The organism is Microvirga zambiensis WSM3693 (assembly GCF_016735695.1).
Classification (GTDB): domain Bacteria; phylum Pseudomonadota; class Alphaproteobacteria; order Rhizobiales; family Beijerinckiaceae; genus Microvirga; species Microvirga zambiensis.
Map to the genome: position 1 here is coordinate 18,161 of NZ_JAERQD010000009.1, position 18,827 is coordinate 36,987.

Here is an 18,827-nt window from a genome sequence, read left to right on the forward strand (position 1 = left end):
GGTGGCGCATGTCCAGGGCCGAAAGGCCTAAAGGTCATCGCGGTCGTCCTTGCGCGGCTTCTCAACTCCCCGGCCACCAGCGCCTCTCGCTGGTGGTCGCTTCACGCAAGGGGAGTTTTTAGCGATGGACCAGCCCTACAGCGCATGGGCCGACTGGCTCAACAAGTTCCACACCTCGTCCGAATGGATTCAAGCATTGTGGCTCGTCACCGGCGCGGCGACGGTCTTGGGCGTGACGTGGCTGGTGATGCGGGGGGTGTGCGAGATTGTGGGGCTTTCGCGCGGCCGCAGATGTCTTGACAGGGACGTCTAGAGAAATTGGGAGAGCGCTCGTGCTTTAAGCGAGCCATTTGCCTTCTCAATCGCGAAAGCCAGTTACCTCACTCCGCCGCCTCGCGTCGCGCCGTCACCTTCTTGTCCTTCTTCGCCGGCGCCTTCCTGGCCGCTTCCTTCGGAGCCGCCACCTTCTTCAACGGCCTGCGCTCCAGCACTTCCTTCATGAAACGCCCGGTGTGGCTGGCCTTGGATTCGGCGATCTCTTCGGGCGTGCCCTGGGCGACGATCTGGCCGCCGCCGTTGCCGCCTTCGGGGCCCATGTCGATGACCCAGTCGGCGGTCTTGATGACTTCGAGGTTGTGCTCGATCACCACGACCGTGTTGCCCTGGTCGACGAGCTCGTGCAGCACCTCCAAAAGCTTTGCCACGTCGTGGAAGTGAAGGCCCGTGGTGGGCTCGTCGAGGATGTAGAGGGTGCGGCCGGTGGCGCGCTTGGAGAGCTCCTTCGAAAGCTTCACGCGCTGCGCCTCGCCGCCGGAGAGGGTGGTGGCCTGCTGGCCCACATGGACGTAGTCAAGGCCGACGCGGGCGAGGGTCTGCATCTTCTCGCGGATCGACGGCACGGCCTTGAACAGCTCGCGGGCTTCCTCCACCGTCATGTCGAGCACGTCGGCGATGGACTTTTCGCGGTACTTCACCTCCAGCGTCTCGCGGTCGTAACGCTTGCCCTTGCACACGTCGCAGGTGACGTAGACGTCGGGCAGGAAGTGCATCTCGATCTTGATCACGCCGTCGCCGGAGCAGGCCTCGCAGCGGCCGCCCTTCACGTTGAAGGAGAAGCGCCCGGCCTGGTAGCCGCGCGCCTTCGCCTCGGGCAGGCCGGCGAACCATTCGCGGATCGGCGTGAAGGCGCCGACATAGGTGGCCGGGTTCGAGCGCGGCGTGCGGCCGATCGGCGACTGGTCGATATCGATGACCTTGTCGAGATGCTCCAGGCCCTCGATGCGCTCATGCGGCGCCGGGTGCTCCAGCGCGTTGTTGAGCTTGCGCGCGACCGCCTTGTAGAGCGTGTCGATGACGAGCGTCGACTTGCCGCCGCCGGAGACGCCGGTGATGCAGGTGAAGGTGCCGAGCGGGATCTCCGCCGTCACGTCCTTCAGGTTGTTGCCCTTGGCGCCCACGACCTTCAGCATGCGCTTCGGATCGCGCTTGCGGCGCTTGGCCGGAACCTTCACCTGCATCTCGCCGGTGAGGTATTTGCCGGTCAGCGATTTCGGGTTCGCCAGGATCTCGTCCGGCGTGCCCTCGGCCACGATCTTGCCGCCATGGATGCCGGCGCCGGGGCCGATATCGAACACGTAATCGGCCTGCAGGATCGCGTCCTCGTCGTGCTCGACGACGATCACCGTGTTGCCGAGGTCGCGCAGGCGCTTCAGGGTCCCGAGCAGGCGTTCGTTGTCGCGCTGGTGCAGGCCGATCGAGGGCTCGTCGAGCACATACAGAACGCCGGTCAGTCCGGAGCCGATCTGGGATGCCAGCCTGATGCGCTGGCTCTCGCCGCCCGAGAGGGTGCCGGAGGCACGGGCAAGCGTCAGGTATTCCAGGCCCACATCGACCAGGAAGGTCAGGCGCTCGCGGATTTCTTTCAGAATCCGGCCGGCAATCTCGTTCTGCTTCTTCGTGAGCTTCTTGGACAGGTCCGAAAACCAGATATGCGCGTCCTTGACGGCGAGAGCGGTGGCGTCGCCGATATCGGAGCCCGCGATCTTCACCGCCAGCGCTTCCGGCTTCAGGCGCTTGCCGCCGCAGGACTCGCAGGGCGTCTCGCTCATGAAGCGGCCGATCTCCTCGCGGGCCCAATCGCTCTCGGTCTCCTTGTAGCGGCGCTCGAGGTTGGGGATCACGCCCTCGAAGGGTTTTCTCACCTCGTAGGCGCGCATGCCGTCGTCATAGGCCATGCGGATGTTCTCGCCGTCCGAGCCGTAGAGGATCGCGTCGCGCACATTGTCCGACAGCTCGGTCCAAGGCTTCGTCATGGATGCCTTGTAGTGCCGGGTGAGCGCCTCCAGCGTCTGGCCGTAATAGGGCGAGGTGGATTTCGCCCACGGCATGATCGCGCCGCGCTTCAGCGACAGCGTCTCGTCCACGACGAGAGCCTCGTCGATGCGCATCTCGTGGCCGATGCCGCCGCAGGTCGGGCAGGCGCCGAACGGGTTGTTGAACGAGAACAGGCGCGGTTCGATCTCGGGGATCGTGAAGCCGGAGACAGGGCAGGCGAACTTGGACGAGAACACGATGCGCTTCGGCTTGCCCTTCTCGTCCTTCTCGTCGGCATATTCGATCACGGCGATGCCGTCGGTGAGCTCGAGCGAGGTCTCGAAGGATTCCGACAGGCGCGCGGCGATGTCGGCGCGCACGACGATGCGGTCGACCACCACGTCGATGTCGTGCTTGAACTTCTTATCGAGGGCAGGGGCCTCGTCGATGGCGTAGTATTCGCCGTCGATCTTCAGGCGCTGGAAACCCTTCTTCTGGAACTCGGCGATCTCCTTGCGGTACTCGCCCTTGCGGCCGCGCACCACGGGGGCCAGCAGGTAGAGGCGGGTCTTCTCCGGCAGGTCCAGCACCCGGTCCACCATCTGGCTCACCGTCTGGCTCTCGATGGGCAGGCCGGTGGCGGGGGAATAGGGAATGCCGACGCGCGCCCAGAGCAGGCGCATGTAGTCGTAGATCTCGGTGACGGTGCCGACCGTCGAGCGCGGGTTCTTGGAGGTGGTCTTCTGCTCGATGGAGATGGCGGGCGAGAGGCCGTCGATCTGGTCGACATCCGGCTTCTGCATCATTTCCAGGAACTGGCGGGCATAGGCAGAGAGGGACTCGACGTAGCGGCGCTGCCCCTCGGCGTAGATGGTGTCGAAGGCGAGCGACGACTTGCCGGAGCCGGAAAGCCCCGTGAACACCACGAGCTGGTCTCGCGGGACCATGAGGTCGACGTTCTTGAGGTTGTGCTCCCGCGCCCCGCGCACGGAGATCACGCGCGCATTCGGATCGCCCGCCTTGGCGCGGTTGAACAGGTCGTCGAGTTTAGCCATGACCAGCTTAAGCCTTTTGAGGAGTTCCGACCCCGTCAGGGTGGTTCCCGCATATGTGGTTCCTCACCTGCCGGCGCAATGCGGCGGATGATTCCAGGGTAAAACTAGAACAAAAAGGGTACGTCAGGCAATGGCCTCCGTTGTTTCTAAACACAGCTCACAACAAAAGTCGTGTTCCTCGCATCCGCCTTGGGTTAAGCTTACGTAGCGGTTTCGCCTCCAAGGAGTACGGATCATGGCCCATCGGGGTGTCTTGGCTGGTGGCGCGTTTCTGCTGATCTGTTCCGTCGGGCCCGCGCTGGCAGGGCCCTGCACTCAGGATATCGTCCGCATTCAGTCTCAGGTCGATGCGAAGATCGACGCAATCGCCGGGGCCGGGCGCACCGGAACCGAGTCGGTTGGCGCTCAGCTTCACCGGCAGCCGACCCCGGGTTCGCTCGCGACGGCAGAGCAGAGGCTGGGGGAGGGCCGGTCGATGGATACGGCCATCGCGGCCCTGGCCCGTGCCCGCGCCGCGGACGATGCGGGCAACAAGCCGGCATGCGACCAGGCCTTGGCGGAGGCCCAACAGGCCATCGGTCCTTAGTGTGTACCGAGTTTGATTTGAGATAGGCCGAATGCGCAGTGTTAAGCTTCGGCCCTGGCCAAGGAAAAGGCCCGCCGGTGGCGGGCCTGTCAAATGGTTGAATGTCGACTTCACATAAGGATGATGAAGTCCGAGGCCTTGAGGGCGGCTTTGTTCGCCAGTGTCGTCACGAGACTATGGCCGTACAACTCTCCTATCCCATCGCGATCATAATAAAGCTTGCCGTCATCCGTGTCGTAGAGGAATTGCGCCAGGGTCGAAGTCGCCTTTGGGTCGGCTCCCATAACAAGAAGGTTGGTCAAGTCGAAGGCGGGAAAGACGTAATCATTCAGCGTGGGATCCCAGAAGCGGAAGCCGCTTTCAGAGATGCGGAAGTAATCCTCCTTGCCTGAAAAATCCGCGATGGTGCATACGGAGCTTAGCGATAGGACGAACTGGTCGTCGCCGCGGCCGCCTGCGAGCGTTACATCGCCGGAGCCACTCAGCCTGTCGTCGCCAGCACCTCCGATGACCACGATCCCATTGGCCGGGTTTTCATCGTTATCCCCGCTCGCGAAAAGGATATCGTTGCCCGAGCCGCCGTTGATTACGCCGGATTTGCCATAGCCATTGATGGTGTCCTTGCCCTTCGAGCCTGTGACAACACTCCCGATGTTCATGTCTTGGATAGTGGCACTTACCTTTTCGAACTGCCCCGCTTTGATGCCCTGGTAGCCGATATCCGCGGCCCTATTCCCGGTAATTTTTGAGAGGTTGAGCGAATAAATAATGTCATCGGTCGAATTGGAACGAAGACTGAGCTGAAGTGTGTCGACCCCCTTGCCCCCTAAGGCGTAGTCCCCACCATCGACAGTGACCACATCATTGCCGTTGCCACCGAGCAGCTTATCCTTGCTCGGCGGGATCGGATTTGCGGGATCTGTGCTGGGGATTGGGTCTGTGCCGTCGAGGAGGTCGTCGCCGTCGCCGCCGGACAGATTGTCATTGCCGGCTCCACCGTAAAGGCTGTCGTCGCCTTTGCCGCCGTCAAGGCGATCATTGCCCTCGTCGCCTCGCAAGAAATCGTCATCCTCGCCGCCGTAGAGCTTGTCGTTGTCTTCTCCACCATTGAGCTGGTCATGACCGGCATCGCCATATAGGCTATCGTTGCCTTCATTACCGAAAAGGTAGTCCCGGCCTTCCCCGCCATATAATTTGTCGTTGCCGAGGTTGCCGTAGAGATAGTCTATGCCGAGGCCGCCGTAGGCCTTATCGGATCCCAGACCGCCACTAATGGTGTCGTCGCCTTCGCCGCCGGTCAGCTTATCACCGCCATCGGCCCCATAGATGTAGTCGTCGCCGCCGAGGCCATCGAAGGTGTCTGCGAACCTTGAGCCGAAGAAGAGGTCCTCCGACTTGGTTCCCTTGAGGGCTTTCTGCTTTTTGGTGAGACGGTAAGTAGCCATGATTTCCTCCAGAACTCTCCTTTGAAATTGCATGTTATATAGTTGCAATCAACCGGTGATCGATTGAATCCTGGTTTTCGCCGGGTGGGTAGAGCAATTTTTCAGAACTCGGCAACCGGCTGCGGCAGTCGTGAGTTGGGGACAGCCCTGTGCAGAACCTCTCGCCCATCTTGCTCCTGAGCCGCCAGGGCCCCAGAACAGCCTCATGTGAATGAGGAGAGCGCCCCGATGGCAGGCAGCGTGAACAAGGTGATATTGGTGGGCAATCTCGGGCGTGACCCGGAGGTTCGACGGCTGTCGAACGGGGAGCCTGTGGTGAACCTGCGCATTGCGACGTCCGAGACCTGGAAGGACAAGGGCACGGGCGAGCGCAAGGAGAAGACCGAGTGGCACTCGGTGGTGATCTTCAACGAGAATCTCGGCCGGGTGGCGGAGCAATATCTGAAGAAGGGCTCGAAGGTGTACATCGAGGGCCAGCTGCAGACGCGCAAGTGGCAGGACCAGAGCGGGGTCGAGAAGTACTCGACCGAGGTGGTGCTGCAGCGCTTCCGCGGCGAGCTGACGATCCTGGACAGCCGCGGCGGTGGCGGCGCCTCGGAGTATGGCGGCGACGAAGAGCCGGGCCAGATCGCCCGCGGCGGCGATTTCGGACGCTCGCCCTCCCAGGAGCGTCGTCCGGCGCCGTCCTTCGGCGGCGGCAACAGCGGCGGTGGAGGCGGAGGCGGAGGTTCCCGCTACAGCGACATCGACGACGATATCCCGTTCTAGGAAGTCACGAGTTGCAGTTTCGGAGGCCGCCAGTTTCTGGCGGCCTTTTTCGTTGGGGCATTCGCAGCATTGTCACGCATTCGCACATGGATGAACCAAATCGCACGACGTTAATGTCACGCTGTTTCCTGCAAAGGCAGATGATGGCCTTTCGCTATCCGGTCGAGCGGGCCGATATCGGTTGTAAAGCCCAAAACCTGCCTTGCGTGGGTGCAGAGAACCTGCTCATGTACGAAGCCGCCGCGGGATCGCTTCGAATCCGGGCACTTGGATGACGATTGTTTAAGGCTGCCTTGCGTGCATTGTTACTTTCATCTTGTGCACACGCATGAACGTATCCTGGATGAGACGGGCATCGAGGTGTCGGACATCGAAGCAGCCCATTATCAGGCGCTGAAGGCTATTCAGGAACTGCGGCAGGACGGTGAATCCGACGAGATCGACTGGCGCGGCTGGCAGCTGGAAGTCGTGGACGAATCCGGAAAAATCCTGCTGTCCATCCCGCTGGATACATCACAGCACTGACGCAGCCCGGACTGTGGTGAGAAGAGCCCGGAAAGTTTCCGGGCCCATTTCATTCAGAGGATGAAGTCGGTGGCCGAGAGCTGTGCCTTCTGCACGTTCTCGAGCTTGATGTAATGGCTCGATCCCGAGAGATAGATGAGGGAATAGCCGCTCCTGTCAGCGATGCTGAGATCAGTGAACGAGGTAAAACGCCAGGCTCTCAGGTCGATCTGGTCCTCTCCAGGACGGAAGTACTGAATCGTATCCTTGCCGGAGGCGAGATCGAATGCGAAGAGATCGCGGCCGCCTCCGCCATCCATCGTATCGTTTCCGCTGCCGCCATTCAGGTAATCGGCACCGGTGCCGCCATAGGCGGAATCACCGATCAGGCGGTCGTTGCCGGAGCCGCCGAACAGCGTATCATTGCCGTAGCCCGCATTGGCGCTCGTGACCTGCGCGTCGCCGTAAAGAACGTCGTTACCGGAACTGCCGTTGAGATAATCATGCCCGCCGCGACTTTGGTCGTTCAGGGTAACGGCATCGCCATAGAGCGTGTCTGAGCCCGTGCTGCCATAGAGGCTGTCGTTGCCGCCGGCGGATGAGCCCCACATGATGTAGGCGTCGCCGTAGAGGATGTTGTTGCCGCTCTCTCCCGCCAGATAATCGGCTCCGCCGATAGCCGAGTCGAAGAGGGCATAGGCATCGCCAAAGAGCCGGTCGCTGCTGGAGCCGCCATAGAGCCTATCGGCGCCACCCACGCTGGAATGGCGCATCTCGTATCCGTCGCCGTAGAGGATATCGTCCGAGGCGCCGCCCCTGAGGGTGTCGTGTCCACCCATGGCGGAATGGAGGAGCGTACGCGCATCGCCGAAAAGCGTGTCCCGACCGTTGTCGCCGCTTAAGGTATCCGATCCGCCGACGGTCCCGCTGCTCATGCTATAAGCGTCGCCGTAGAGCCTGTCGTCGTCATTGCCGCCATAGAGGTAATCGCCGCCGCCGCGCGCGGACCCGGTCATCGAATACGCATCGCCGTAGAGCGTATCGTTGTCGTGGTCGCCGTAGAGCCGGTCGGCGCCGCCGGTCGTCGTCGACGACATGGAATAGGCATCGCCGAAAAGGCTGTCGTTGTCGTAGCCGCCATAGATCCTGTCGGCGCCGCCGCGCGCCGAACCCGACATGCTGCGGGCATCGCCGTAGAGCCTGTCGTAGCCGTTCTCGCCATAGATCCTGTCCGCACCTCCGGCCGACGAATAACTCATCGTGTAGGCATCGCCGTAGACGGTGTCGCCATCGAATCCGGCCCAGATCGAATCGCTGCCGCCGCGGGCCGAGAACCTCAACGTTCTCGCGTCGCCGTAGAGATAATCGGCTCCGTTGTAGCCGTGGATTGCATCGCCTCCGGCTGTGCGCGACTGCAGCGTGCCGTCACTGTCGCCGTAGATAATGTCTGAGACGCTGCCGCCTTCGAGAAAATTCCTGCCCAGAGAACCGATCTTTCGTGCCATTTTTTACAATGCCTAAGGTAAGAACGTTACCGTGGAGCAAGTAGCTTATTTTCCTGTTACGGGATATCGTAAAAGTGCTGCTGCGTCATAAGGACGTATCTCTGTATCGCCTGGCGCTGTCGAAATGCCGGTGCAGGCTTGATGTTTCAGGTCGGGAGTGGTTAGCCATCGCAACCTCCCGTCCGAACGAGAAGATCATGACCCATTCCTCGCCAGACCTCGAAACGCTTCTCACCTGGATCCGCACGGAAAGCCCGACCCATGATCGGGCCGGGGTCAACCTGATGATGGACCTCGTGGTCACGCAGATGCAGGATTCGCCGGTGGCGATCGAGCGCATCGCCGGCACCGATGGCCTCGGCGATGTGCTGATCCTGCGGGCCGGGCCCCAGACCGGCGAGCCCGGCATTCTCGTGATGTCGCATCTCGATACGGTCCATCCGGTCGGAACCGTCGAGAGCGATCTGCCGCTGCGGATCGAGGGCGACCGGCTTTACGGCCCGGGCGTCTACGACATGAAGGGCGGCGCCTGGTTCTGCCTCGAGGCCTTCAAGGACGTCGCGCGCCGGGGCACGGCGGCGCGGCCGCTCGTGTTTCTCGTGACACCGGACGAGGAAATCGGCTCACCGATCACGCGGCCGATGATCGAGGCGTTCGGCCGTCGCTCGGCCTGCGCCCTGGTCACCGAACCCGCCCGCGATGGTGGCCAGATCGTGACCGCCCGCAAGGGGGTAGGGCGCTTCGAGGTGCATGTGGAGGGCCGGCCCGCCCATGCGGGCTCGCGCCACAGGGACGGGCGCAACGCCATCTACGAGGCGGCCCGCCAGATCCTCGCCGTCGAGGCGATGACGGATTATGCGCGCGGCATCACCACCACGGTCGGCATGATTTCCGGCGGCACGGCGGTGAACACGATCCCGCAGCATTGCCGCTTTCCCGTCGACCTGCGGGTCGAGACCGTGGCCGACGGCGAGGCGGTGACTTCGCGCCTGCTCGGGCTCAAGCCGCAGAAACCCGACTTCAAGGTGACCATCACCGGCGGCATGAACCGGCCTCCCTACGAGCGCACCGAGGCGACCTCGAAGCTCTTCGACCATGCCAGGTCGCTCGCTGCCGAAATCGGCTTCGACCTCGTCTCCGCGCCCCGGGTCGGCGGTGGCTCGGACGGCAATTTCACCGCGGCTCTCGGCACCCCGACCCTCGACGGCCTCGGCATCGACGGCGATGGTGCCCACACGCTTCAGGAATACGCCGTGATCTCCTCCATCGCCCCACGCCGCAAGCTCATGACGCGGCTGCTGGAGACGCTGCGCTGACCGCTGCGCCCGAACCCCGCTATCGCCCGAATGTGGGCATCGCGCTGTTCAACCGGGACGGCCTGGTGCTGATCGCCCGGCGATTGCGCGACGATGGGCCTGAGGTGATCGCACCGGGCCACGAATGGCAGATGCCCCAGGGCGGTGTGGACGAAGGCGAAGATCTTCCGACCGCGGCGAAGCGCGAGCTCTGGGAGGAGACGAACGTCACGAGCGCGGTGGTTCTCGGGCAGACTTCGGAGGCGGTCGCCTACGATTTCCCGCCTTATGACGGCCCGCCGCACCGGCTGTCGCCGTTTCGCGGCCAGCGCCAGCATTGGGTCGCGTTCCGTTTCACGGGGGACGACAGCGAGATCGAGGTCGCCGGCATCCGCGGCGGCGCGGTGCCCGAATTCGGCGAGTGGCGCTGGGAACGGCTCGAGCGCCTGCCGGAACTGGTGGTTCCGTTCAAGCGCGCCGTCTACGAGCATGTGGTCCGTGCGTTCACGCCCTTCGCCGCGGTGGGATAGGCGCTTTCACCGCGACATTGTCATCCCGGCGCAGGCGGGGATCCAGACCCGCGTCGTCTCAGGACGGGACGATCCGCGTCGCGCATGGTTCCGCAACGTCAGCGGTTATGGATCCCGGCCTGCGCCGGGATGACAGCGCCACGTTTCTCCCGGGGTCACGCTTCCCTCGCTGTCATCCCACCCTCTGCCGTCATCCCCGCCCCCTCGCCGTCATGCCCGGGCTTGTCCCGGGCACCCACGTCTTGCAGCGGCGCGGCTCCCAAGGCGTGGGTGGCCGGACCAAGTGCGGCCATGACGCCAGAGGGGATGACGCGAGAGGGTGTTCAATCTGTCTTTGTCAAAGAGCCAGCACCTTGGGGCCCGGAGCTTGCGGCTCCGAGCCTTTGGGTGGATCGAGGGTGGCGCGAATGGCAGCCCGGCTCGATGATGGATGGAAATGCGATGAGCCGAACTGTCTCTTCGCGCACGGCTTCTTTAGGCGGACAGGAGAGGCCGGCCCGGTGACCGTTCAAGGCGGGATCCGTCTGCTCGACGGGGGCCTTGAACCGATTCCGACCACCGGCCCGCATCCTGGGCCTCGCATCGACAGGCGTGCGAGGCCTGCCATGGGACCGTGCCTGCCTCCACACTGCGACGCCTCGCGAGCGCGCCCCTCGTCAGAGGCAGGTCTTGAGGCAACGATATAGCCAAGATTGGGAATGATGTCAAGAACAAAGTGAGAACATAACATCACGCTTCCGTCCTGCCGCCTCGCCCCCCTCGTCCCTGCGCCGTCATGGCCGCACTTGGTGCGGCCACCCACGTCTTCGAGAACCGCCGCGCTGCCAAGACGTGGGTGCCCGGGACAAGCCCGGGCATGACGGCGCGGGGGGTCATTCCCGGTCCGGTCACGGCGAGCGTGGCGCCTTTGGGATCGCGATCACCGGCACTGATCCCCGGAACAAGTCCGGGGAGGTGATGACGTGAGAGGGTGGCATGAGACTCGCGATCAAAAAACAAAGGGACGGTGGCTGAGCTCCACCGTCCCCTCATTGGGTCAGCTCCAAAGGTCGGGCGCCGACCTAAATCTTTGGCCCGATCAGCCGCCGAGATACTTCATCGGGTCGACCGGCTGCGCGCCCTTGCGGATCTCGAAGTGGAGCTGCGGCGAGGTCACGTTGCCGGTCTGGCCGGAGGTTGCGATCACCTGACCGCGCTTGACCTGCTCGCCGCGCTTGACGCTGAGCGCGCCGTTATGGGCATAGGCCGAAACGTAGCCGTTCTCGTGGCGGATGAGGACGAGGTTGCCGTAGCCCTTCACCTCGCTGCCGGCATAGGTCACGGTGCCGGCCTCGGTCGCCTTGACCGGCGTGCCCTCGGGAACGGCGATGTTGATGCCCTCGTTGCCGCCATTGGCGCCGAAGCCGGCGATGACGCGGCCGCGGGCGGGCCAGCGGAAGTCGCCGGAGACGCTGGCGGTTGCCTCGGGCTCCGGCGCGGGAGCTTTGGCCTCAGGCTGCGGCGCGGCGGGCTGCATCACGGCAGGCTTTACCGCCTCCGGCTGAGTCAGCGCCGCCACCTTGGGCTGCTCGACGACCGGCTTCGGGGCGGAGACAAGAGGCTTGGGAGCGGAAACGAGCGGCTCGTTCGTTGCGGAAGCGACCTGCATCGGCGCCGATTTCACCGGAGCCGGAGCAGGAGCCTGGGCCGTCGAGGTCATGCCGGGGCGAACGCGCTTGACCGGTTCGGCAGCGGCGACGGGGGTCGTAGCGGCCGGCACCTTCGATGTGTCGACGAGGCGGAACTTGGGCTGGGCGGAAGGCTGCGCCGTCTGAGCGACCGGCACGGGTCGCGGCTGGATCGGAGCGGGGGCCGAAGCGATGCGGGTCGGCTGCGACAGGGGCTGCGACTGCACGGGCGGCAGGGCCTGCGCATGAACCGAAGGGGTCGGCATCGGAGACGCGGAATAGGATTGCTGGCTCTGGGGCTGCGGGGCCGACGCGGTCGTATCGATCCGCTCGCTGGCCGCGAAGGGATTGGAGAACGGGTTTTCCGCAAACCGAGCGCTGTCGGTACTGCAGGCGGCAGCCGCACTGCCGATCAAACCCACCAGAGCGATCCGCGACACCGCAACCCAATGCCCTGAACACACACGAAACCGCATCACTCAACCCCAACCGAACGCAACTCGATGGAGCCATTAAAAGCCTGTTCAGGTTAAGCAACGGTTGATGCTGCGTACTTTTTCGTAACCTTGTCCGAGATTTTTTTTGGAACGGTTCAGAGAGTTGCCGCAATGCCCGTCACGAGGGGCGAAATGCGCAGCGGCGCACCGAGCGTCTGCGTCAGCTCGCCTGCCGCGTCGCGTTCGATCTGCACGAGATGCGGCACTCCCTCGACCGTCAGGGCGCCTACAAGCCGTGAGCCCGGTGCAAGGAGTGATTTCACGGCCTCCGGTATCTCCGTACAGGCTCCGTTGAGCAGGATGCGATCGAACCGGTCGCGGACGCGGGTGGCAAGACCATCCCCGACCTCCAGCTGAACCTTCCCGGCCTCGACGATCCTGAGGTGCTGGGCCGCGCTCTCCGCAAGGGTGCTGAAGCGCTCGACGGAAGTCACGTCGGCCTCGAGCTTCGCGAGCAGCGCCGTGACATAGCCGCTCCCGGTGCCCACTTCGAGCACCCTCTGGCCCGGCCTGACGCTAAGCGCCAGGAGCATCGCCGCAACCGTCCCGGGTCCCGTCATGGTCTGGCCGCAGGGCAGCGGCAGCGCAACCTCCGTGCGGGCGAGATCGGTGAAGCGGCGCGGGGCGAAAACCTCGCGCGGAACGAGCTCCATGGCGCGCAACAGCGCCGTGTCGCGGATGCCTTTCGCACGTAAGGACAGAATGAAGGACGCGGCGCCGATCGCCTGCTGCTCGATGCGGTTCTCCGCTTCAGGCAGGTCAGGCACATCCTCGTTCATGGCGTCCGCACCCCTACCCGCCGAAGGCTTGCGCGTAGCGCGTCAGGGTCGGCTCGTCGGTCATGTCGACGCGCAAAGGCGTGACGGCGATGCGCCGGTTGGCGATGGCCCAGAGATCGGTGCCGTTGCCGGGCGTGAAAGGGCGGCGCTCGAAGGCGATCCAGAAGTAAGGATTGCCGCGCCCGTCCTGGCGCTCGTCGAGGCGCAGGAGCTCCTGCGTGCGCTGGCCCTGGTTGACGAGGGCCGTTCCCTCGACCTCGTCCGGCTCGCAATCGGGAAAATTCACGTTGACGAGGATGCCCCGGTCCATTCCCGCTTCGCGGATCTTGCGGATCACCCCGGGGCCGTGATGCTCGGCGCATTGCCAGCGCGGCGCGTTGCGTGTGCCGGGGCCGTAGGCCTGCGACAGTGCGATGGAGGGAATCCCGAGAATCGTGCCCTCGATTGCGCCGGCCACGGTGCCGGAATAGGTCACATCCTCCGCCACGTTCTGCCCGCGGTTGACGCCAGAGAGAATGAGGTCGGGCCTTGCGCCCTTCATGAGGTGGCGCACGCCCATGATCACGCAATCGGTCGGCGTGCCCTTCACGGCGAAATGCCGCTCGGAGATCTCGCGCAGGCGCAACGGATCGTTGAGCGACAGCGAATGCGCGACGCCGCTCTGATCCGTTTCCGGCGCCACCACCCACACATCGTCCGACAGGGCGCGGGCGATCGCCTCCAGGGTCTTCAATCCCGGCGCATGGATGCCGTCGTCGTTGGTGCAGAGAATGCGCATGGTCTAAGCCTGCCGCTCGATACGGGTCATGCCGCCCATATAGGGCTGCAGCACCGACGGAATCGTGACGCTGCCGTCCTCGTTCTGGTAGTTCTCCAGCACGGCAACGAGCGTGCGGCCGACGGCGAGGCCGGAGCCGTTGAGCGTGTGCACGAAACGCGGCTGCTTCTCGCCGGCCGCGCGATAGCGGGCATTCATGCGTCGCGCCTGGAAGTCGGAGCAGACCGAGCAGCTCGAAATCTCGCGATACATCCCCTGCCCCGGCAGCCACACCTCGATGTCGTAGGTCTTGGTCGAGGAGAAGCCCATGTCGCCGGTGCAGAGCGTCATGGTGCGGAACGGCAGCTCCAGCTTCTTCAGCACGTTCTCGGCGCTGGTCAGCATGCGTTCGTGCTCGTCGGCGGAAGTCTCCGGCGTCGTGATCGAGACGAGCTCGCATTTCACGAACTGATGCTGGCGGATCATGCCGCGCGTGTCGCGGCCGGCGGAGCCCGCCTCGGCGCGGAAGCTCGGAGTCAGCGCGGTGAAACGCAGGGGCAATTCCTCCTCGGAGAGGATCTGCTCGCGCACGAGATTGGTGAGCGTCACCTCCGCCGTCGGGATCATGCCGTAGCGGGTATCCTTGATCATCTTGGCGATCGCATCGCGCGGCTGACCGTCGAGGGCTGCCGCGACGACCTGCTCGAGTGAATTGCCGGGGAAGGCCCAGAACTGATCGTCCTCGAACTTCGGCAGCTGCGCCGTGCCGAACATGGCATCGTCGCGCACCAGGAGCGGCGGGTTCACTTCCGTGTAGCCGTGCTCGTTCGTGTGCAGGTCGATCATGAACTGGCCGAGCGCGCGTTCAAGGCGTGCAAGCCCGCCCTTGAGCACGACGAAGCGCGAGCCCGAGAGCTTCGCCGCCGTCTCGAAATCCATCAGGCCGAGAGCCTCGCCGAGCTCGAAATGCTGCTTGGCGCTGTTCATGGTCGGCGGTGTGCCGGAGCGATGACGCTCCACGTTGCCGTGCTCGTCGGCTCCGACCGGCACGTCCACTTTCGGAATGTTGGGGATGGCAGCGAGCGCCTCGAACAAAGCTTTCTCGGCGGCGCGTTCGCCCTCCTCCAGCTCCGGCATCGTCTCCTTGATGCGGGCGACCTCGGCCATCAGCTCCTGCGCCCGCGCCTCGTCCTTCTTCGCCTTGGCCTGGCCGATTTCCTTGGACAGGGCGTTGCGGCGCTCCGTGGCCGCCTGCAGGGCGGAGACGGCGCTCTTGCGCCTGTCGTCGAGGGCGATCAGCTCAGCGGACAGGGGCTCCATGCCCCGGTTCCGGAGGCCTTGATCGAACGCCGCGGGATTGTCGCGGATGGAGCGGATGTCGTGCATGGGATTAAGACCTGCTTCGTGAAGCGGCCCTGCCCTTCGACATGACCGCCCCTTCAACTCTTGCCGAGGAAGGCGGTCGATGGGGAGACCTTTCGGCCTCCTACCCTTCCGCCGCGCGCGCGGCCTCGGCTTCCGCACGCTTCTTCTCGACCATGCGGACGGAGAAGATGGATGCCTCGTAAAGAAGCAAGGTAGGGATCGCAAGGGCGAACTGGCTGATCACGTCCGGCGGGGTAAGCACGGCCGCGAGCACGAAGACGATCACGATGGCATAGCGCCGCTTGTCCTTGAGGAATTGCGAATCGATGATTCCGGCGCGGGCGAGCAGGGTCAGGACTACCGGCAGCTGGAAGCAGATGCCGAAGGCGAAGATCAGGGTCATGATCAGCGACAGGTATTCGCTGACCTTGGGCAGGAACTCGATGGCGGGGCTGGAATCCGTCGCGAGCTGCTGCATGCCGACCGAGAAGCGCATGAGCAGCGGCATCGCGATGAAGTAGACGCAGGATGCACCGATGACGAAGAGCACGGGCGTCGCGACGAGATACGGCACGAAGGCCCGGCGCTCGTTCTTATAGAGGCCCGGAGCCACGAACTTGTAGATCTGGATCGCGATGATCGGGAAGGCGAGGAAGCCCGCGCCGAAAGCCGCCACCTGGATCTGCGTGAACAGGTATTCCAGGCCGTGCGTGTAGACGAGATGCGCCCTCTCGGGCGAGCCGACCGCGAGCACATAGGGCCAGACGAGCGCGTTGTAGATGTACTTCGCGCCGGCGAAGCAGATGAAGAACATTAACACGAACGCCACGAGCGCCTTGATCAGGCGCGAGCGGAGCTCGGTCAGGTGCTCGATCAGAGGCGCGCGCGAAGCCTCGACCTCATCGTCGTCAACGGCGGTGGTCATCCGGCTTTCGCGTCCGATTTCTGTGGTTCTTTGGAAAGGTGTTCGGCGAGAGCGGCCTGCTGGGCCTCGTATTCCGCCTCACGCCGCAGGGATTCGGCGATTTCCACGGCAGGATCGACGCTTGGCGGGGGCGGCAGCTCGGTCAGAGGATCGACCGGAGCCGGAGCCCGACCTTCCACCGCAGCCTGGATCGATGCGTCGGATGCCTCCGCAACCTCCTGAGGAGCCGACGGCACGACCTCCGCCGGAGAGATCTCCGGAGCGGCTTCTGGCGATGGGATCGCCTCGGGAGCCGCTGGGGCCGGCACGGGGGCCTCGATGGAAGTCTTCAGCTCGTCCCGGATCGTCTGGATCGGGTTGAAGTTCGTGCTGCCGACCGAGTTCACGGAGTCGTTCACGCCCTGAAGCTGCTTCTTGACCTCGTCGAGCTCGGCCTCACGCATGGCTTCGTTGAACTGGCCCTGGAACTCCGCCGCCATGCGCCGAAGCTTGCCGGTCACCTGCCCGACCGTGCGCAGAGCCTTCGGCAGATCCTTCGGGCCGATCACGATCAGTGCGACGGCACCGATCACCATGATCTCACCCCAGCTCATGTCCAACATGACGCGGCCTCGAACCTGCCCCTTGGGTACTCACGCATACTGACATGCCACGACAAGTGGCTGTGCATGAAAGCTTAACCGACCTTGTGATCGGTGGTTGCGGTGGTTGCGGTGCTCGTGGGAGTGCCGGGCTGATGGTCGATCGTACGAACGGGCTCGGAGGGCTGCGCAGGCGTCGCCGCCGTGGTCTCGTCCTCGGACATGCCCTTCTTGAAGGCTTTGATGCCCTTCGCGACATCGCCCATCATGTCGGAGATCTTGCCGCGTCCGAACAGCAGGACAACGATCAGACCGACAACGATCCAGTGCCAAATACTCGTGCCACCCATGGCAATTCCTCCTGCGCCCGAAAAGGCGCCATATTTCAATTCGATCTCGCCGCCAACCTATGCGTCGGACGCGGCGAAAACAAGGACATCCTTAGTATCGACCTCCACTCCGACATCCTGTCCCTCGGCAACGCCAACGGGATCGTGAACGCGGGCCTGGAGAGGACGGTCGATTCCCTGCACGTCTATATGCACGAGATCGACCTCGCCGAGGAAGCGACGAGACACCACACGCCCCGGAAGGCAGAAGCCCGCGGGCCTGAGCTTCAGGCCCTGCGGCCGCACGCAGACGATGGCCGGACCATCCTCCAGATGCGGCGCCGGAAAGACGCCGACGGCGCAGGAAACCCGACCGCTGCGGACGACGCCCTCAAGCTCGTTGAAGTCGCAGAAGAAGCGTGCGGCAAAGAGGTTCGCCGGCCGGTGATAGATCTCCTCGGCCTCCCCCTGCTGAATGATCCTGCCGGCGCGCATGAGCACGATCCGGTCGGCAATCCGCATCGCCTCCTCCGGATCGTGCGTCACGACGATGGTCGTTGCGCCCGTTTCTCTCAGGATTGCGACGGTTTCGTCGCGGATCGCGTCGCGCATGCGACGGTCGAGATTCGAGAACGGCTCGTCCATCAGCAGCACGCCGGGACGCGGCGCGATGGAGCGCGCGAGCGCGACACGCTGCTGTTCGCCGCCGGACAGGGTATGAGGATACTCGCCGGCGTAATGCTCGAGGCCGACGCGGGACAGTGCCCGGCGCGCGGCGACGCCCGCCTCCGCCGCGGAAAGATCCTTCAGACCGAACATGATGTTCTGCAGGATCGTCATGTGCGGAAAGAGGGCATAGTCCTGGAACATCAGGCCGATGCCGCGCCGCTCGGGCTCCAGGAACGTCCTCGGCCCGCTGACTTCGCGTCCGTCCATCAGCACCCGGCCGGAGGTCGGTGCTTCGACCCCTGCGGCGATGCGCAGCAGCGTGGTCTTCCCGCAGCCGGAATGGCCAAGCAGGCAGATGATCTCTCCCGGCTCGATGGTCAGCGAAACACCGTCGAGTGCCCGCAGGCTGTCATAGGCCTGAACGAGATTCTCGAAGGCGAGCTGGGCCGGGATCGAGGCGCCCGCGGTGCCGCGCTGCCCCCAGCGAGGCAGCCGAAACCGGTCGCGGGCGGAGCCGGCGGGATTTGAGGTCATTCCTCTCCCGCCTCGCTCCGGTGCATGTCCAGGGGCTGCTGCGGCTCGTCCTCGAGGGGATCCTCGTCCTCACGCAGGGCATCCGCATCGGAGGGAACAGGCACCGAGAAATCGGAGGGAACGCGGCCTTCGATGAAGCCCGCCCCTTTGAGCTCCTCCAGGCCCGGGAGGTCCTCGATGGCATCGAGGCCGAAATGCTCCAGGAAACCCGAGGTGGTGCCATAGGTGACGGGGCGGCCCGGCGCCTTCCTGCGGCCGCGCAGGCGGATCCAGCCCGTTTCCAGAAGCGTGTCGACGGTGCCCTTCGACGTTGCGACGCCACGGATCTCCTCGATCTCGGCGCGGGTTACCGGCTGGTGATAGGCAATGATGGCGAGCGTCTCCATGGCGGCGCGGGAGAGCCTGCGCTGCTCGACCACGTCGCGGGCCAGCACGAAGGACAGGTCGCTGGCAGTGCGGAAAGTCCATTTCCCGGCAACCCGGACGAGATTGACGCCACGCAAGGCATAGAGCTCGCTCAGGTCCTGCAGGATCCTGTCGACATCCGCGCCTTCCGGCAGGCGGCCGGCCAGATCTTCCGCGCTCAGGGGCGCCGCGGCTGCGAACAGCAGGGCTTCGGCGATGCGCATGGCCTCGCCGTGATCGGGCACATGATCCGGCTCCTGGCTGACCTCGGACTCGTCGGCCTCGGGCGTATCGATCGTTTCTTCTTCGTCCTGCATG

Annotated in this window: 18 protein-coding genes; 6 read left to right on the forward strand and 12 right to left on the reverse strand. The window is 64.3% G+C overall.

Annotation, left to right across the window (positions count from 1 at the left end):
* Nucleotides 1–124: 124 nt before the first annotated feature.
* Nucleotides 125–313, forward strand: coding sequence for a hypothetical protein (locus JKL46_RS09305; protein ID WP_201832177.1), 189 nt, complete (start codon nucleotides 125–127; stop codon nucleotides 311–313).
* A gap of 67 nt (nucleotides 314–380) precedes the next feature.
* Here the strand turns inward: JKL46_RS09305 and uvrA are convergent, their stop codons facing one another.
* A complete protein-coding gene (gene uvrA, locus JKL46_RS09310; RefSeq protein WP_201832180.1) occupies nucleotides 381–3,368 on the reverse strand; it encodes an excinuclease ABC subunit UvrA in 2,988 nt (995 codons plus the stop codon).
* Nucleotides 3,369–3,603: 235 nt separating this feature from the next.
* On the opposite strand from uvrA, the gene JKL46_RS09315 reads away from it, so the two are divergent.
* Nucleotides 3,604–3,954: a hypothetical protein gene (locus tag JKL46_RS09315; RefSeq protein WP_201832181.1), complete on the forward strand. Its 351-nt coding sequence runs from the start codon at nucleotides 3,604–3,606 to the stop codon at nucleotides 3,952–3,954.
* A 110-nt stretch (nucleotides 3,955–4,064) separates the two neighbouring features.
* On the opposite strand, the gene JKL46_RS09320 is transcribed toward JKL46_RS09315, so the two are convergent.
* Nucleotides 4,065–5,399 carry a calcium-binding protein gene (locus JKL46_RS09320; protein ID WP_201832183.1) on the reverse strand — a complete coding sequence of 445 codons (1,335 nt, stop codon included), beginning with the start codon at nucleotides 5,397–5,399 and terminating at the stop codon, nucleotides 4,065–4,067.
* Between the two features lie 228 nt (nucleotides 5,400–5,627).
* On the opposite strand from JKL46_RS09320, the gene ssb reads away from it, so the two are divergent.
* Both ssb and JKL46_RS09330 read left to right on the forward strand, forming a co-directional pair.
* A complete protein-coding gene (gene ssb, locus JKL46_RS09325; RefSeq protein ID WP_201832184.1) occupies nucleotides 5,628–6,167 on the forward strand; it encodes a single-stranded DNA-binding protein in 540 nt (179 codons plus the stop codon).
* A gap of 297 nt (nucleotides 6,168–6,464) precedes the next feature.
* Complete coding sequence (locus tag JKL46_RS09330; protein ID WP_201832426.1) at nucleotides 6,465–6,692, forward strand: DUF6894 family protein; 228 nt, start codon at nucleotides 6,465–6,467, stop codon at nucleotides 6,690–6,692.
* A 53-nt stretch (nucleotides 6,693–6,745) separates the two neighbouring features.
* Here JKL46_RS09330 and JKL46_RS09335 read toward each other — a convergent pair whose 3' ends face one another.
* A complete protein-coding gene (locus JKL46_RS09335; protein ID WP_201832185.1) occupies nucleotides 6,746–8,176 on the reverse strand; it encodes a calcium-binding protein in 1,431 nt (476 codons plus the stop codon).
* 197 nt (nucleotides 8,177–8,373) lie between these two features.
* On the opposite strand from JKL46_RS09335, the gene JKL46_RS09340 reads away from it, so the two are divergent.
* The gene (locus tag JKL46_RS09340) at nucleotides 8,374–9,492 is read left to right on the forward strand and encodes a M20 family metallopeptidase (RefSeq protein WP_201832186.1); all 1,119 of its coding nucleotides are present in this window, start codon (nucleotides 8,374–8,376) and stop codon (nucleotides 9,490–9,492) included.
* Nucleotides 9,489–10,001, forward strand: coding sequence for an RNA pyrophosphohydrolase (locus JKL46_RS09345; protein WP_201832429.1), 513 nt, complete (start codon nucleotides 9,489–9,491; stop codon nucleotides 9,999–10,001). The genes JKL46_RS09340 and JKL46_RS09345 overlap by 4 nt, the downstream gene beginning before the upstream one ends.
* 1,078 nt (nucleotides 10,002–11,079) lie before the next feature.
* Here the strand turns inward: JKL46_RS09345 and JKL46_RS09350 are convergent.
* From JKL46_RS09350 to scpB, 9 genes are all read right to left on the reverse strand, one after another.
* A complete protein-coding gene (locus JKL46_RS09350; RefSeq protein WP_343074034.1) occupies nucleotides 11,080–12,090 on the reverse strand; it encodes a peptidoglycan DD-metalloendopeptidase family protein in 1,011 nt (336 codons plus the stop codon).
* Between the two features lie 170 nt (nucleotides 12,091–12,260).
* Nucleotides 12,261–12,944: a protein-L-isoaspartate O-methyltransferase family protein gene (locus JKL46_RS09355; RefSeq protein ID WP_201832188.1), complete on the reverse strand. Its 684-nt coding sequence runs from the start codon at nucleotides 12,942–12,944 to the stop codon at nucleotides 12,261–12,263.
* 13 nt (nucleotides 12,945–12,957) lie between these two features.
* On the reverse strand, nucleotides 12,958–13,722 hold the full coding sequence (gene surE, locus JKL46_RS09360; RefSeq protein WP_201832195.1) for a 5'/3'-nucleotidase SurE: 765 nt from the start codon (nucleotides 13,720–13,722) through the stop codon (nucleotides 12,958–12,960).
* A 3-nt stretch (nucleotides 13,723–13,725) separates the two neighbouring features.
* Complete coding sequence (serS, locus tag JKL46_RS09365) at nucleotides 13,726–15,087, reverse strand: serine--tRNA ligase (protein WP_201832197.1); 1,362 nt, start codon at nucleotides 15,085–15,087, stop codon at nucleotides 13,726–13,728.
* A 100-nt stretch (nucleotides 15,088–15,187) separates the two neighbouring features.
* Complete coding sequence (gene tatC / locus JKL46_RS09370; protein ID WP_201832201.1) at nucleotides 15,188–15,991, reverse strand: twin-arginine translocase subunit TatC; 804 nt, start codon at nucleotides 15,989–15,991, stop codon at nucleotides 15,188–15,190.
* The gene (gene tatB, locus JKL46_RS09375) at nucleotides 15,988–16,593 is read right to left on the reverse strand and encodes a Sec-independent protein translocase protein TatB (RefSeq protein WP_201832203.1); all 606 of its coding nucleotides are present in this window, start codon (nucleotides 16,591–16,593) and stop codon (nucleotides 15,988–15,990) included. Before tatB ends, tatC begins: the two co-directional genes overlap by 4 nt.
* Nucleotides 16,594–16,667: 74 nt before the next feature.
* A complete protein-coding gene (locus JKL46_RS09380) occupies nucleotides 16,668–16,922 on the reverse strand; it encodes a twin-arginine translocase TatA/TatE family subunit (protein ID WP_201832205.1) in 255 nt (84 codons plus the stop codon).
* A 57-nt stretch (nucleotides 16,923–16,979) separates the two neighbouring features.
* On the reverse strand, nucleotides 16,980–18,104 hold the full coding sequence (locus tag JKL46_RS09385; protein WP_201832206.1) for an ABC transporter ATP-binding protein: 1,125 nt from the start codon (nucleotides 18,102–18,104) through the stop codon (nucleotides 16,980–16,982).
* Nucleotides 18,101–18,826: an SMC-Scp complex subunit ScpB gene (gene scpB / locus JKL46_RS09390; protein WP_425493248.1), complete on the reverse strand. Its 726-nt coding sequence runs from the start codon at nucleotides 18,824–18,826 to the stop codon at nucleotides 18,101–18,103. The genes JKL46_RS09385 and scpB overlap by 4 nt, the downstream gene beginning before the upstream one ends.
* Nucleotide 18,827: the final 1 nt, after the last annotated feature.